This window comes from Micromonospora sp. URMC 105 (genome assembly GCF_051386295.1).
Taxonomy (GTDB): Bacteria; Actinomycetota; Actinomycetes; order Mycobacteriales; family Micromonosporaceae; genus Micromonospora.
Genome location: NZ_JBPQTL010000043.1, coordinates 1 through 13,713, shown reverse-complemented (window position 1 = coordinate 13,713; position 13,713 = coordinate 1). Strand labels below are relative to the sequence as shown.

Below are 13,713 nucleotides of genomic sequence, written 5' to 3'. Positions count from 1 at the left end.
CCGGGCGTGGCTACCGTTGCGCCCATGACCGGGTACGCCGACGACATCGCCCTCGCCCACCAGCTCGCGGACGCCGCCGACGCCATCTCCACGGCCCGCTTCCGCGCCCTCGACCTGCGGGTGCAGGCCAAGCCGGACCTCACCCCCGTCTCCGACGCGGACACCGCCGTGGAGCGGGAGATCCGCGCGCTGCTGGCCGAGCGGCGCCCCGGCGACGGCCTGCTCGGCGAGGAGTACGGCGAGCAGCCCGCCGCCGGGCCGGGTGGCCGGCGCTGGGTGGTGGACCCGATCGACGGCACGAAGAACTTCGTCCGCGGGGTGCCGGTCTGGGCCACCCTGATCGCGCTGCTGGAGGGAGACCGTCCGGTGGTCGGGCTGGTCTCCGCCCCGGCGCTGGGCCGCCGCTGGTGGGGCGCGCTCGGCGAGGGCGCGTACGCCGGGCCGGACGCCGGCTCCGGGACTCCGATCCGGGTCTCCGCCGTCGGCGACCTGGCCGACGCGAGCTTCTGCTACTCCTCGCTCACCGGCTGGGAGGAGGCGGGCCGGCTCGACGCGATGCTCCAGCTGATGCGGGACACCTGGCGCAGCCGCGCGTACGGCGACTTCTACGGCTACATGCTGCTGGCCGAGGGTGCACTCGACGTCATGGTGGAGCCCGAGTTGTCGCTGTGGGACATTGCCGCGCTGGTGCCGGTCGTCACCGAGGCCGGGGGCTGCTTCACCGACCTGTCGGGGCGTCCCGCCCCTGCCGGGGACGGTTCCGGGGAGAGCAGCGCGGTGGCCAGCAACGGCCTGCTGCACGCCGACATCCTCGACCGGCTGGCTCGGCCAACCGAGCGCTGACCCCCGGGCACCCTCTATCCTCGCCAGGTGGTGTCCTCCGGTTGGTGCTTCCTCGCGGCCATGATCGTCGCGTACGGCTTCGCCAACATGTTGCAGTCGGTCGCCGCCGCCCGCACGACCGTGCATCACACCTTCGATCCGGGGCTGCTGCTGCGGCTGGCCGTGCACCGCACCTACCTGGTCGGCCTGCTCTGCCAGGTGGCCGGCTTCGTGCTGGCCTTCCTGGCCCGCCGGGACCTGCCGCTGTTCCTGGTGCAGGCCAGCGTGGCCGCCGGCCTGGGGGTCACCGCGGTGCTGGGCGTGGTGGTGCTCAAGTGGCGGCTGCCGAAGGCGGAGGTGGCCCTGCTGGTGCTCCTCTTCGGCGGGATCACCGCGTTGGTGCTCTCCGCCCAGCCGGCCCCGTCGAAGTCCCTCGGCACCGCCGGTGTGGTCGCCCTGGCCGTGGCGCTGGGCGGCATCGGAGTGCTCGGCTTCTTCGCCGTACGCCTGCACGGTCCGCCCGGGTCGGTGGCGCTCGGCTCGCTGGCCGGGATGGCGTTCTCCGCCGCCGCGGTCGCGGCCCGGCCGCTGGCGTCGGCGTCGTCGACCGAGGCGCTGCTCCAGGACCCGCTGCTCTACCTGCTGATCGCGCACTCGCTGGTCGGGCAGCTGCTGCTCGGGCTGGCGATGCAGCGCGGCTCCACCACGGCCGCCGTCGCCGCGATGGACGCCGCCGGGGCGGTGCCCGCGGCGATCGTCGGCCTGCTGCTGCTCAACGACCGGATCTGGCCCGGCCGGGAGTGGCTGGCCGCGGCCGGCTTCCTGGCCACCCTCGCCGCGGTCATCGGGCTCACCCGGTACGCCGAACCGCAGCACCACCACACCGTGGTCCGGCCCCGGGCGCGGGTCGCGGTGGGCGCCGGCTCCGGCCGGCCCCCACTCTGAACCGCCGGGGTCAGGCCTCGACCGGCTTGCGCCGGAGCACCACCCGCTCGTAGAGCCGTTCCAGCGCGCTGGCGGTGCGCTCCCACGTGTAGCTGCACCGCACCCGGTCCACCGCCGCGTGCCCGTACGCGAACCGCCCGGCGTTGTCGGCCAGCAGCCGGCGCAGCGTCACGCCCAGCGTGCGGACGTCACCCGGGGGCACCAGCCGCCCGGTGACCTCGTCGACCACGGCGTCGGCGATGCCGCCCATCGCGTACCCGACGACCGGGACGCCGCAGGCCATCGCCTCCAGCGACACCCGCCCGGCGGAGGAGTAGTGCGGGGTGCAGGCCACCACGTCGGCCGAGCGGTACCAGGTGGCCATCTGGTCGTGCGGCACGGCTCCGACCAGCTTCACCTGGTCGGCGACCCCGGTCCGCTCGGCCAGCTCGCGCAGCCGCCGGGCCTCGGCGTGGGTGGCCAGCTGCTCCGGCGGCGGGCCACCGGCGATGACCAGTTCGGCGTCGCCGACCAGGCGCATCGCCCGGATCAGGTCCTCCTGGCCGTGGCCGGGCGAGAGCCCGCCGACGGAGAGGATGCGGGCTCGCCGGTCGCGGGGGGCCGCCTCGCCGTCGGGGTGGAACTGCTCGATGTCCACCCCGGCGGGGACCATCGCCACCGAGGTGCGTTGCAGCCCCATCCGGGTCAGCTCGTCCACCTCGTCGTTGCACTGGGCGACCGCGATGTCCACCGCCCGGGTCAGCGCCCGCTCCAGCGGGATCCGCTCCCCCGGGCCGCCGTACTGCCGGCCGAGGTGGCGCAGCTGCTCGACGCCGAGGGAGTGGAAGGTCTGCACGACCGGGATGTCCGTCTCGCGTACCGCGTGGGCGGCGGCCAGGCCCCCGATCCAGTAGTGCCCGTGCACCACCTCCGGGGTCCACTCGCCGGACCAGCGGTCGGCCAGCCAGCGGCCGAACTCCGACACGTGGGGCACCAGCTCGGCGGTGGGCAGCGGGGCGGGCGGGCCGACCGGCACCCGCTCGAGGCGGTAGCCGTCCACCTCGACCACCTCGGGCAGGGCGGGGTCCTCCCGGCGCTCGTAGACCCGTACGTCGTGGCCGCGCCCGGCCAGCTCGGCGGCGACCCGGGCGATGTGTTCGTGGGTACCGACGGCGGGGGCGTCCGCATGCCGGGCCGTGCCGGCGTGCGCGCAGACGAGGCCGACGCGCATGGTGCACCTCCATGCGATTCGTGAGGGATGGTCCTCCGGTCAGAGGGTCCCATTAACCGAGCCCCGGCGAGCCCAAACCTGGCAGATCGGGAGCAGTCGGAAGGGCTCCGGCACTTGGGTCCCGACACCGCGGCACCGGGTGGCGCACGGGCCGCCGCCGCCCGGATTTCCGCAGGTCCGACGCGCCGTGCCGAGGTGCCTGGTCGGGCGGGTGGGGCCCGGCGGACGGCCGGACCGGGTGATCCGTTTACGTCATCAGCTCCACAGCGTCCGAAGCGGGCGTCCGGCGGCCGGCCCCGGCCGCCGGACGCGGCGGCCCACGGCGGCTGCGGGCCGCCGGCCGCGATCCGTCCCGGCCCGGCTGCATGACCCACCCGGGGCGGGGTACCGACGAAGAATGCCGCTAACCCGCAGTCTCTCGGATGCCGTCGTGGTCGTCACCGGCGCCTCCAGCGGCATCGGTACCGCCACGGCGTACGCACTGGCCCGCCGGGGCGCCGACGTCGTCCTCGCCGCCCGCAGCGAGTCCGCCCTCGAGGAGGTCGCCCGGCGCTGCCGGGAACTCGGCGGACGGGCACTGGTGGTGCCCACCGACATCACCGATCCGGTGGCGGTCGAGGAGCTGGCCGCCCGCGCGGCGGCCGAGTACGGCCGGATCGACGGCTGGGTGAACAACGCCGCGGTCAGCGCGGTCGGGCTCTTCGACGAGATCCCGGTGGCGGAGTTCCGCCGGGTGCTGGAGGTCAACCTGCTGGGCGCCGCGTACGGCATCCGGGCCGCACTGCCCTGGCTGAGCCTCTCCGGCGGCGGGGTGCTGGTCAACAACGCCTCGGTGCTGGCCGAGGTGGCGATGCCCTACCAGTCGGCGTACAACGCCACCAAGCACGGCATCCGGGGGCTGGCGGACACGGTCCGGCAGGAGCTGCGGGTCACCGGCCGGGGCAACATCTCGATCTGCACGGTGCTGCCGGCCACCATCGACACCCCGTTCTTCCGGCACGCCGGCAACCACACCGGCCGCGAGCTCGTCCCGCCGCCGCCGGTGTACGCGCCCGAGATGGTGGCCGAGACCATCGTCCGGCTGCTGCGCAGGCCCCGCCGGGAGGCGTACGCCGGCGGCGCGGCCCGGCTGCTCGGCCTGCAGTGGCGGCTCGCACCGGCGCTGGCCGAGCGGGCCCTGGGCTGGTACGCGCACCGGACGCAGTTCGGGCCGTCCGGAGCGGCGGACAGCACCGGCAACGTCTTCCGTGCCGACGCCGCGGCGGAGCGCGAGGGTGGCTGGCAGGGGCGGCGCCGGCAACTGGTCCGGGTGAGCGCCGCCGTCGGGCTGGCCGCCGCCGGCACCGCGGTCGGTACGGTGGCCGCGATGACCCGCCGGTCACGGGCCGAACGACGATGAGCGGCCCAGAGCGGCCGGGTGCGCGCACGGCCCCCGGCATGCACAATGGGACGATCATGCCGACCGACGCGCGATGCCTGGTGGAGGCGGACGAGACGTCCGCGACCGTACGGCTGAGCGGCGTGCTGGAGCCGATCGCCGCCGACCGGGTACGCGACGCCCTGCTGGCCCGGCTCACCGACCGGCCCGGCCCGATCGTGGTCGACGTGGCCCTGCTGCGCTCCACCGGCGACACCGCCGCGCGGCTGCTGGCCGAGGTCCGCCGCACGGTCGCCGACTGGCCCGCCGCCGACCTGCTGGTGCTCGACCCGGCCGGCACCGTCACCGGCGCCGGCGCGACCGGGCTGCCGGTGTACCCGACCGCCGACGAGGCGACCGCCGCGCTGGCCCGTACCCCGATGGCGGCGCTGCTCGCGGCCGACCTCGCGCCCGTGGTGGGTGCGGCCCGCCACGCCCGGGAGATGGTCGCCGACGGTTGTGCCCGCTGGGGCGTGCCGGAGCTGGCCGAGCCGGCGGCCATCGCGGTGACCGAGATGGTCAACAACGTGGTGGCCCACGCGCGGACGGCGATGACGGTCCGGCTCGCGCCGCGCAACAGCTCGCTGCACGTGGCGGTCCGCGACCACTCGCCGCGGCAGCCCGCGTACGCCGGCTTGGCCCCGCTCACCTCGACCGGCGGCCGTGGGCTGCTGCTGATCGACACGGTGGCCCGGCGTTGGGGCAGCACGCCTGTCCCGGGCGGCAAGGTGGTCTGGTGCGTGCTGCACGCCGAGGACGAAGCCGCGCGCCAGGGCTGACTTCTCCCGTTTCATCCCGATCGCGGAGTCCGTTCCCGGTTACCCCGGGCATGGCAGTGGGTAGTGATCAGTCATGCGCGACGACGAGTACCCGACCCCCCTCTCCGACCCTGAGGCGGAGGGTCTGCCGCAGACGGCCGACGACGACTCCACCGCCAACGACGACATCAACACCGGCCGCGAGGCGGACGGCCCGGAGCCGGCCCAGCTGCCCGGCGACCGGACGCCCGTCGCGGTGGACAAGTTCGGCACCACGGCCGAGGAGCAGCTCGACGGGGAGTCGCTGGACTACAAGCTCCAGCGCGAGCAGTACGAGCGCCCTGCCGACGACCCGCTGGCCGGCCCGGTCGACCCGGACATCGCCGCCGAGGCGGACAGCGACGAGGCCGCCGCCGAGGCGCAGCTGGACGCCGACGTGATGAACCCCGGTCCCACCTCGGACCCGCGCTCCCCGGTCTCCCTCTACGACCACGGTCAGCTCGGCACGATCGCCGACTCCCAGGTGGGCCGGCTGGTCGAGCCGGACGAGGGGGCGCACACCGACCAGGAGACCGACTCGGTCGCCTACGACGCGGGCTCGGCCGGTGGCGGGGCCAGCGCCGAGGAGCTGGCGATCCACGAGACCCGGCCGCCGGAGTCGCACTGACTCAGTCGTCGAGCCCGCGCTCGATCGCGTAGCGGGTCAGCTCGACCCGGTTGTGCAGCTGGAGCTTGCCCAGCGTGTTCTGAACGTGGTTCTGCACGGTGCGGTGCGAGAGCCCCAGCCGCTCGGCGATCTGCCGGTACGACAGACCCTTGGCGACCAGACGCAGCACCTCGGTCTCCCGCTCGGTGAGCCGGGGTGCCGCGTCGTCCGGGCCCGGCCGCGCCCCCACCTCCCCGGCGACGGCCAGCCGGCGGTACTCCCCCAGCACCAGTCCCGCCAGACCGGGCGTGAAGACCGGCTCCCCTGCGGCGGTGCGGCGGACCGCGTCCAGGAACTCGGCCGGGGCGGCGGACTTGACCAGGTAGCCGGTGGCACCGGCCTTCACCGCGTCCAGCACCCCCTGCTGCTCGCCACTGGCCGAGAGCATCAGCACCCGCACCTCGGGCAGCGCGGCCCGCAGCCCCCGGATCACCTCCACCCCCGAGATGTCGGGCAGCTGGAGGTCGAGCACCACGACGTCGGGCCGGGCCGCCGCGGCCACCCGGACCGCCTGCCGCCCCTCGCCGCTGGTCGCCACCACCGTGTGGCCGGCCTCGGTGAGGTCGCGGGCCACGCCCTCCCGCCACATCGGGTGGTCGTCGACCACCATCACCCGTACCCCGCTCACGCGTCCTCCCTCGGTACCACCAGCTCCACCTCGGTGCCCTCCCCGGGCGCGGAGACGATTCGCACCTCGCCGCCGAGTTCGGCGATCCGGCCCCGGATCGACTGGCTCATGCCCAGCCGCCCCTGCTGCGCCGCCTCGACCAACCGGCCCTCCGGGATGCCCGGGCCGGCGTCGCGCACCGACACGGTCACCGTCTCCCCCTCGTCCTCGACCAGCACCCAGGCGCGGCCGTCGGCGTGCCGGCGCACGTTGTCCAGCGCCGCCCCGGTGGCCGCGGCCAGCTCCCGGGCGACCTGGGTGGGCAGCGGGACCGGGGTCGCCGGGGCGGAGACGGAGACCGCCGCCGAGGCGTACCTGCCGAGCAGGGCGCGCAGGTCCAGGGTGCCGCCCGCCTCGTCGGCGGCGGGCACCGGGTCGACCCCGGCGATCAACGCGCGCAGCGCCGCCTCCTGCTCGCCGGCGAGCCGGGCCAGCTCACCGGCCTCCCCGTCGAGGTGGGCGCCGCGCCGCTGCACCAGGGCCAGCACCTGGAGCACCGAGTCGTGGATGCCCCGGGCGAGCCGCTCCCGCTCCCGGGTGGCCGCCTCCAGCTGCACCGCCCGGTGCAACCGCTCCTCGGCGGTCACCGCCAACCGCGCCACGTGCCCGACGATCACCCCGGCCAGCAGCAGCAGGATCACCCCGGTGAGCGAGGAGGTGCCGATCCGCCCCCGGCTGGCCAGGTCCGCCGCGCCGAGCGCGAGCGCCGCGACCGCGCCGCGCCGCCGCCCGCCGGAGACCGCCCAGGCCAGCACCGGGCCGGCCAGCCAGACCACGGCCAGGGTCGGCACGCCGGTCGCCAGCGCCGCCCGGCCGACCACCCACGGGGAGACGGCGAGCACGACGAGCACGACGCCGAGGTCGGCCAGGAGCAGCGGCCAGCGCCGGTTCGCCGGCCGGGCGTAGCCGGCGGCGGTCACCCCGGACCACGCCAGCATCCCCAGCAGGACGGTGCCGGCGGCGAGCGGGTGGGCGTACCGGTCGGCGTCGCGGAGCACCAGCAGGCAGACGTACGCCAGGGAGGCGAAGCGGAAGACGGCGATGGAGCGCCAGAGCGGCCCCTCGAGACCGGCCGGTGGCGACGACATGGCCGTCACGATGCCACAGCCGGCGGTCCGCCCGGCGGGGCCGCCGGTCGCGGGACGGAGAACCCTGACGTACGGTGGAAATGTCGCGAAAACTGCAAGACCCGCTGTCGGGACAGGGCCATGACGAACGCAGAACCACCCACGCCGCGTACGGTTGTGCCCATCGAATCCTCCCTCCTCATCGCCGAAGCCTTCGACCAGGCCCAGGTGACCGAGCTGCGACACTCGGTCACCTCCTGCGCGCACGCCGCCGGCCTGGACGGCCAGCGCCTGGACGACTTCGTGCTGGCCGTCAACGAGCTGATCACCAACGCGGTGCGGCACGGTGGCGGCCAGGGCTGGCTGCGGCTGTGGCGGGCAGCCGACGAGCTGGTCTGCGAGGTCTCCGACCACGGCCGGGGCATCAGTGCGCAGCGGCTCGGCGACCGCAGCCGCCCGGCCCCGGACACCGCGGGCGGGTGGGGCCTCTGGCTGGCCCGGGAGCTGAGCGACGCCATGGAGGTCGAGACCAGCCCGGCCGGCACCACGGTACGGATCAGCGCGCTGACCCACGCGCTGCGCCGGGCGGGCGGCCCGAGCGTCGACTGACCCGGCCGGTCTCAGCCGAAGAGCGCGCTGACCGACTCGCCGTTGTGGATCCGCCGCATCGCCTCGGCCAGCGCGGGCGCCACCGAGAGGATCTCCAGCTTCGGCACCCGCTTCTCCGCCGGGATCGGCACGGTGTTGGTGCAGACGATCTCCAGCACCCCCTCCTGCCCGCTGAGCCGCTCCAGGGCGCCGCTGGAGAAGAGCCCGTGGGTGCAGGCGAGCCGGATCGAGCGCACCTTCCGCTCGCGCAGGTGCGCCATCAGCTCGATCACCGTGCTGCCCTTGGCGATCTCGTCGTCGAGGACGATCACGTCCCGGTCGTCCACGTCCCCGATCACCGTACTGATCTTGACCCGGTCGTCGCTGAACCGCTGCTTCGCCCCGGCCGCCACCGGGGTGCCGAGCATCCGGGCGAAGGCGGCGGCCTCCTTGGCGTTGCCCAGGTCCGGCGAGACCACCACGGTGTTCGTCAGGTCGTAGCGCCGGAAGTGGGTGGCCAGCTCGCGCAGCGCGTGCAGGTGGTCGACGGGGACGCTGAAGAAGCCGTGCACCTGCGGCGAGTGCAGGGTCAGCGCCAGCACCCGGTGCGCCCCGGCCGAGGTGAGCAGGTCGGCGACGAGCCGCCCGCCGATGGAGATCCGCGGGGCGTCCTTCTTGTCCGACCGCGCGTACGCGTAGTGCGGCAGCACCACGGTGATCCGGCCGGCGGACGCGCCCCGAGCCGCGTCGATCATGAGCAGCAGCTCGACCAGGTGCTCCTGCACGGGCGGCACCAGCGGCTGGATGAGGAAGACGTCGCGCTCCCGGCAGTTCGCCTGCAACTGCACCTCCAGGCAGTCGTTGGCGAACCGGGAGACCCGCACGGGATGCAACGGGACGTCGAGGTGGGCACAGATCTCGGCGGCGAGTTCGGGATGGGCGGTTCCGCTGAACACGGCGATGTCACGCACGTCGAAGATCGTACGGACGTCAGCGGGCGGGCAGGCGCGTGGGCGACGGCGCGTCGGCCTTCCGGGTACGGTGCCGCAATGACCGGAGAGTACGTCGCCGCCATCGATCAGGGCACCACCTCGTCACGGTGCATCGTCTTCGACCGGGCCGGGGAGATCGTCTCCGCGGCGCAGCGGGAGCACCGGCAGTTGTTCCCGCAGCCCGGTTGGGTGGAGCACGACGCCGAGGAGATCTGGGACAACGTCCAGCAGGTCGTCCGGGAGGCCCTCGCCGCCGCCGGCACCGGGCCGGAGGGGCTGGCCGCGGTCGGCATCACCAACCAGCGGGAGACCACCGTCGTCTGGGACCGGGCCACCGGCCGCCCGGTGGCCAACGCGATCGTCTGGCAGGACACCCGCACCGGCCCGCTGCTGCGCGAGCTGGACGAGGCGTACGGCGAGCAACGCTTCCGGGAGCGCACCGGGCTGACCCTGGCCACCTACTTCGCCGGCCCGAAGCTGCGCTGGCTGCTGGACAACGTCGAGGGGCTGCGGGAGCGGGCCGAGCGGGGCGAGGTGCTCTTCGGCACGATGGACAGCTGGCTGATCTGGAAGCTGACCGGCCGGCACGTCACCGACGTGACCAACGCCAGCCGGACCATGCTGATGGACCTCAAGACCCTGGACTGGGATCCGGAACTGCTCGACGCGATGCGGGTGCCGGCGGCGATGCTGCCGGAGATCCGCTCCTCGGCGGAGGTGTACGGCACCGCCGAGGGGCTGCTGGCGGGGGTGCCGGTGGCCAGCGCGCTCGGCGACCAGCAGGCGGCGCTGTTCGGGCAGACCTGCTTCCAGCCGGGCGAGGCGAAGTGCACCTACGGCACCGGCAGTTTCCTGCTGCTCAACACCGGGGCCAGCCCGGTCGTCTCCCGGCACGGCCTGCTGACCACGGTCGCCTACCGGATCGACGGGCAGCCGGCCGCGTACGCGCTGGAGGGCGCGATCGCGGTCACCGGCTCGCTGGTGCAGTGGCTGCGCGACAACCTCGGGCTGATCTCCACCGCGCCGCAGGTGGAGGAGCTGGCCCGCACGGTCGACGACAACGGCGGCTGCTACGTGGTGCCGGCCTTCTCGGGGCTCTTCGCGCCGCACTGGCGCAGTGACGCCCGGGGGGTGATCGCCGGGCTGACCGGCTACATCACCAAGGGTCACCTGGCCCGGGCGGTGCTGGAGGCGTCGGCCTGGCAGACCCGCGAGGTGGTCGACGCGATGGACGCCGACTCCGACGTGGCGCTGCGCCGGCTGCGGGTGGACGGCGGCATGACCGCCAACGGCCTGCTGATGCAGTTCCTCGCCGACGTGCTGGACGTGCCGGTGGTCCGCTCCCGGATCACCGAGACCACCTGCCTCGGCGCGGCGTACGCGGCCGGCCTGGCGGTCGGGTTCTGGCCGGACCTGGCCACCCTGCGCGCCCAGTGGAGCTCGGACGCGCAGTGGGAGTCGACGATGACGCCCGAGCACCGGGAGCGCGAGCTGCGCCAGTGGCGCAAGGCGGTGGCCCGCACCCTCGACTGGGTCGAGTGACTACGCCCAGCGGTTGCCGGTGAGCTTCTCGTAGACGTCGACGTAGCGGGCCCGGGTCGCCTCGACCACCTCGGCAGGCACCTCGGGGGCCGGGCCCTGCTTGTCCCAGCCGCTGCTGGTCGCCCAGTCCCGGACGTACTGCTTGTCGTAGGAGAACTGCGTCCGGCCGGGCTGGTACGACTCGGCCGGCCAGAACCGGGACGAGTCGGAGGTGAGCAGCTCGTCGCCGAGCATCAGGGTGCCGTCCGGCGTCCAGCCCAGCTCGATCTTGGTGTCGGCGACCAGGATGCCCCGGTCGGCGGCGAGCTCCGCGCCGCGGCAGTAGACGTCGATCGTGATCTGCCGCAGCCGCTCGGCGGTCTCCGCGCCGACCTTGTCCACCACCTCGGCGAAGCTGATCGGCTCGTCGTGCTCCCCCACCGGCGCCTTGGTCGACGGGGTGAAGATCGGCTCGGGCAGGATCGACGCCTCGACCAGGCCGCGCGGCAGCGTCACGCCGGAGACGGCGCCGGTGCGCTGGTACTCGGTCAGGCCGCCGCCGGTCAGGTAGCCGCGCGCGACGCACTCCACCGGGACCATCTCCAGCCGCCGGCAGCGGATCGCCCGGCCGGCGAACTCGGCGGGCACGTCGGTGGTCGAGATGACGTGGTTCGGCACCAGGTCCGCGAGCTGCTCGAACCACCAGACGGAGAGGGCGGTGAGCAGTCGGCCCTTGTCCGGGATCGGCGTCGGCAGCACCACGTCGTAGATCGAGATGCGGTCGGAGGCGACCAGGATCAGGTCGTCGCCGTCGGCGTAGACGTCCCTGACCTTGCCCGAGTGCAGAAGTTCCACGCGCCCTAGTACACCAGACGATGGTCGGACGCCCGGTGCGGCCACCGGCCGTCCCACCGCCGCCGGGTCCGGGATCGGACCCCGGCCCCGAAATCGGTCGGCGACCGGATGGGCGGCGGGCGTTGACACCCGGGCTCGGTCCCTGCGTGAATGGTCCGGCCCTCACCACCGCGCATCAGGAGCGCCCCGTGCCCGCTGCCCGCCCCCCGCACCTCCGGCCCGGCGCCGACCCGGCCCGACGGCGGCTGCTCGGCGCGCTGCTGGCGGTGCCGGCACTCGCCACCGGCGGGCTCGCCGGGTGCAGCGCCGACCCGGGCGCTCAGGCCGACGCCGACGGCCCGATCGAGCTGTCCGTCTTCTGGTGGGGCAACACCCGGCGCGCGCAGGCGACCGAGCGGGCGCTGCGGCTCTACTCCTCGCGCAACCCCCGGGTCACCTTCCGAATCACCTGGCAGGCCCTCGGCGGCTACTACGACCGGCTCGCCACCCAGGCGGGCGGCGGCAACGTGCCGGACCTGTTCCAGGTCGACGACGCCGTGCTGGCTGAGTACGCACAGCGGGGCATCACCCTCGACCTCAGCCCGTACGCCGCGGACGGCCGGCTCGACCTGGGCGGCCTGCCGCCCGGGCTGGCCGACTACGGCCGGGTGGACGGGCGGCTGCACGGGGTCGCGGCCGGGCAGACCCACGTCGCCGTGGTCTACAACAAGGACCTGCTGCGCCGGCTCGACCTGCCCGAACCGACGATCATGCCGTGGTCCGACTACCTCTCCTGGGCGGCGCGGGTCACCCGGGCCAGCGGTGGCCGGGTGGCCGGCACCATGGACCCGTCCGGCGACCACCGGGCGCTCTGGCTCTGGCTGCGCGGCCAGGGCGGCAAGTTCTACCAGGGGCGGCAGCTCGGCTTCAGCTCGGCGGCCCTGGTCGACTGGTTCGAACTCTGGCAGCGGGCCCGCAACGACCGGGCGACGCCGGCCGCGGCCCTGGTCGACCGGGCCGACGGCGGCGAACCGGCCCGGCAGCTCGTGGTGACCGGCCACACCGCCGCCTCGTTCGCCTGGTCGCACCAGCTTCCCGAACTCCAGCGCTACACCGACGACGAGTTGGCGCTGGCCGCCTTCCCCGGCCCGCCGGCCGCCCAGTGGGACCGGGCCGCCATGTACTGGGCCGGTTTCCACGGCACCCGGCACCCCGGGGTGGTGGCCGACGTGGTCAGCTTCCTGACCACCAACGTCGAGGTGGGCCGCATCCTCGGCACCGAACGCGGGCTGCCGGCCGACCTCGCCGTACGACAGGCCGTCACCCAGACGCTCGACGATCCCGTCGTCTCGCGGGTCGCCGCCCTCGGCACCACCCTGAGCGACCTGGTCGGGCCCGCCCCGGCACCACCGCCACGGGGGCACGCGCGGGTGCGTGCGCTGCTCACGGCGGCGGCCCAGGCCGTCCGGTCGGGCCGGGCGGGCGCGCGGGCCACGACGTCGAAGTTCATGGCGCAGGCGCAGGGGGCGCTGGCGGAGTGAGCCCGGCCGGCGTCGCACAGGGCGCCGGCCGGGCTCGACCGGATCAGCTCGGCGGACGGTTGCGGCGGTTGCGCATCAGCCGCAGCACCAGGAAGACGATCAGCCCCACCACGACGAGGCAGCACAGCAGACCCAGGATGCCGCCACCGCCGCGGCCCCTGCGTCGTGCGGCTTCCACCACCAGCTCGCCCTGGCTCGTGGACGCCCAGGCCGCGACCGGTACGAAGACCGAGAGCACGACCGCACCGAGGACCGCGCTCAGCCGGCCCCACCACCTGTTCCAAGATGACATGACCCCATCCTCGCCGAGACGGGCAACCGGGGCACGCCGGACGGGCGGAGAGCCCCTCGGTCGGCGGAAATGGCGAACGGCCCGAGGATCAGATCCTCGGGCCGTTCGTCGTGGTAGCGGGGACAGGATTTGAACCTGCGACCTCTGGGTTATGAGCCCAGCGAGCTACCGAGCTGCTCCACCCCGCGTCGGCTCCATAAGCCTAGCGCATCCCCTGGACCGAGATCACCCGGGTCCCCGATCTGCCGCCGAAGGCCTTTGCGCGGGGGCGGAAAAGGCGAACGGCCCGAGGATCAGATCCTCGGGCCGTTCGTCGTGGTAGCGGGGACAGGATTTGAACCTGCGACCTCTGG

Annotated in this window: 13 protein-coding genes, 1 tRNA gene and 1 pseudogene; 8 read left to right on the top strand and 7 right to left on the bottom strand. The window is 74.6% G+C overall.

The features are described from left to right. Positions 1-24 precede the first annotated feature (24 nt). The gene (hisN, locus tag ACSNN7_RS15950; protein WP_436681584.1) at positions 25-843 is read left to right on the top strand and encodes a histidinol-phosphatase; all 819 of its coding nucleotides are present in this window, start codon (positions 25-27) and stop codon (positions 841-843) included. A gap of 60 nt (positions 844-903) precedes the next feature. Further along, a pseudogene (locus ACSNN7_RS15945) lies at positions 904-1,820 on the top strand (hypothetical protein). Here ACSNN7_RS15945 and ACSNN7_RS15940 read toward each other — a convergent pair. Beyond that, positions 1,778-2,977 carry a glycosyltransferase gene (locus ACSNN7_RS15940; RefSeq protein ID WP_436681583.1) on the bottom strand — a complete coding sequence of 400 codons (1,200 nt, stop codon included), beginning with the start codon at positions 2,975-2,977 and terminating at the stop codon, positions 1,778-1,780. The pseudogene ACSNN7_RS15945 and the gene ACSNN7_RS15940 sit on opposite strands and share 43 nt — an antisense overlap. Positions 2,978-3,374: 397 nt before the next feature. Here ACSNN7_RS15940 and ACSNN7_RS15935 point away from each other — a divergent pair, with 397 nt between their 5' ends. The 3 genes from ACSNN7_RS15935 (at position 3,375) to ACSNN7_RS15925 (ending at position 5,819) form a co-directional block, all read left to right on the top strand. Continuing rightward, entirely contained in the window at positions 3,375-4,376 is a 1,002-nt protein-coding gene (locus ACSNN7_RS15935) for an SDR family oxidoreductase (protein ID WP_436681582.1), read from the top strand. A gap of 56 nt (positions 4,377-4,432) precedes the next feature. Beyond that, complete coding sequence (locus ACSNN7_RS15930) at positions 4,433-5,173, top strand: ATP-binding protein (protein WP_436681581.1); 741 nt, start codon at positions 4,433-4,435, stop codon at positions 5,171-5,173. A 73-nt stretch (positions 5,174-5,246) separates the two neighbouring features. After that, on the top strand, positions 5,247-5,819 hold the full coding sequence (locus tag ACSNN7_RS15925; protein WP_436681580.1) for a DUF5709 domain-containing protein: 573 nt from the start codon (positions 5,247-5,249) through the stop codon (positions 5,817-5,819). 1 nt (position 5,820) lies between these two features. Here ACSNN7_RS15925 and ACSNN7_RS15920 read toward each other — a convergent pair whose 3' ends face one another. Together ACSNN7_RS15920 and macS are read right to left on the bottom strand one after the other, a co-directional pair. Beyond that, the gene (locus tag ACSNN7_RS15920; protein ID WP_436681613.1) at positions 5,821-6,468 is read right to left on the bottom strand and encodes a response regulator; all 648 of its coding nucleotides are present in this window, start codon (positions 6,466-6,468) and stop codon (positions 5,821-5,823) included. A gap of 14 nt (positions 6,469-6,482) precedes the next feature. Continuing rightward, the gene (gene macS / locus ACSNN7_RS15915) at positions 6,483-7,613 is read right to left on the bottom strand and encodes a MacS family sensor histidine kinase (RefSeq protein ID WP_436681579.1); all 1,131 of its coding nucleotides are present in this window, start codon (positions 7,611-7,613) and stop codon (positions 6,483-6,485) included. 120 nt (positions 7,614-7,733) lie between these two features. Here macS and ACSNN7_RS15910 point away from each other — a divergent pair, with 120 nt between their 5' ends. Further along, positions 7,734-8,201, top strand: coding sequence for an ATP-binding protein (locus tag ACSNN7_RS15910; RefSeq protein WP_436681578.1), 468 nt, complete (start codon positions 7,734-7,736; stop codon positions 8,199-8,201). 11 nt (positions 8,202-8,212) lie between these two features. On the opposite strand, the gene ACSNN7_RS15905 is transcribed toward ACSNN7_RS15910, so the two are convergent. Next, positions 8,213-9,151, bottom strand: a complete 939-nt coding sequence (locus tag ACSNN7_RS15905; protein WP_436681577.1) for a ribose-phosphate diphosphokinase — start codon at positions 9,149-9,151, stop codon at positions 8,213-8,215. 78 nt (positions 9,152-9,229) lie between these two features. Here ACSNN7_RS15905 and glpK point away from each other — a divergent pair, with 78 nt between their 5' ends. After that, on the top strand, positions 9,230-10,714 hold the full coding sequence (glpK, locus tag ACSNN7_RS15900) for a glycerol kinase GlpK (protein ID WP_436681576.1): 1,485 nt from the start codon (positions 9,230-9,232) through the stop codon (positions 10,712-10,714). Here the strand turns inward: glpK and ACSNN7_RS15895 are convergent, their stop codons facing one another. Beyond that, positions 10,715-11,548, bottom strand: a complete 834-nt coding sequence (locus tag ACSNN7_RS15895) for a phosphoribosylaminoimidazolesuccinocarboxamide synthase (RefSeq protein ID WP_436681575.1) — start codon at positions 11,546-11,548, stop codon at positions 10,715-10,717. Between the two features lie 188 nt (positions 11,549-11,736). Here ACSNN7_RS15895 and ACSNN7_RS15890 point away from each other — a divergent pair, with 188 nt between their 5' ends. Beyond that, positions 11,737-13,068: an ABC transporter substrate-binding protein gene (locus tag ACSNN7_RS15890; protein ID WP_436681574.1), complete on the top strand. Its 1,332-nt coding sequence runs from the start codon at positions 11,737-11,739 to the stop codon at positions 13,066-13,068. A gap of 43 nt (positions 13,069-13,111) precedes the next feature. Here ACSNN7_RS15890 and ACSNN7_RS15885 read toward each other — a convergent pair whose 3' ends face one another. Next, positions 13,112-13,360: a hypothetical protein gene (locus ACSNN7_RS15885; RefSeq protein WP_334449136.1), complete on the bottom strand. Its 249-nt coding sequence runs from the start codon at positions 13,358-13,360 to the stop codon at positions 13,112-13,114. Positions 13,361-13,471: 111 nt separating this feature from the next. Then, a tRNA-Met gene (locus tag ACSNN7_RS15880) sits at positions 13,472-13,548 on the bottom strand. Positions 13,549-13,713: the final 165 nt, after the last annotated feature.

What these genes read in the sequence shown, in the direction of transcription:
- ACSNN7_RS15925 (WP_436681580.1), top strand. Translation starts at nt 5,247, where the DNA reads ATGCGCGACGACGAGTACCCGACCCCCCTCTCCGACCCTGAGGCGGAG.
- ACSNN7_RS15910 (WP_436681578.1), top strand. Translation starts at nt 7,734, where the DNA reads ATGACGAACGCAGAACCACCCACGCCGCGTACGGTTGTGCCCATCGAA.
- glpK (WP_436681576.1), top strand. Translation starts at nt 9,230, where the DNA reads ATGACCGGAGAGTACGTCGCCGCCATCGATCAGGGCACCACCTCGTCA.
- ACSNN7_RS15930 (WP_436681581.1), top strand. Translation starts at nt 4,433, where the DNA reads ATGCCGACCGACGCGCGATGCCTGGTGGAGGCGGACGAGACGTCCGCG.
- ACSNN7_RS15885 (WP_334449136.1), bottom strand. Translation starts at nt 13,360, where the DNA reads ATGTCATCTTGGAACAGGTGGTGGGGCCGGCTGAGCGCGGTCCTCGGT.
- ACSNN7_RS15920 (WP_436681613.1), bottom strand. Translation starts at nt 6,468, where the DNA reads ATGGTGGTCGACGACCACCCGATGTGGCGGGAGGGCGTGGCCCGCGAC.
- macS (WP_436681579.1), bottom strand. Translation starts at nt 7,613, where the DNA reads ATGTCGTCGCCACCGGCCGGTCTCGAGGGGCCGCTCTGGCGCTCCATC.
- ACSNN7_RS15940 (WP_436681583.1), bottom strand. Translation starts at nt 2,977, where the DNA reads ATGCGCGTCGGCCTCGTCTGCGCGCACGCCGGCACGGCCCGGCATGCG.
- hisN (WP_436681584.1), top strand. Translation starts at nt 25, where the DNA reads ATGACCGGGTACGCCGACGACATCGCCCTCGCCCACCAGCTCGCGGAC.
- ACSNN7_RS15935 (WP_436681582.1), top strand. Translation starts at nt 3,375, where the DNA reads ATGCCGCTAACCCGCAGTCTCTCGGATGCCGTCGTGGTCGTCACCGGC.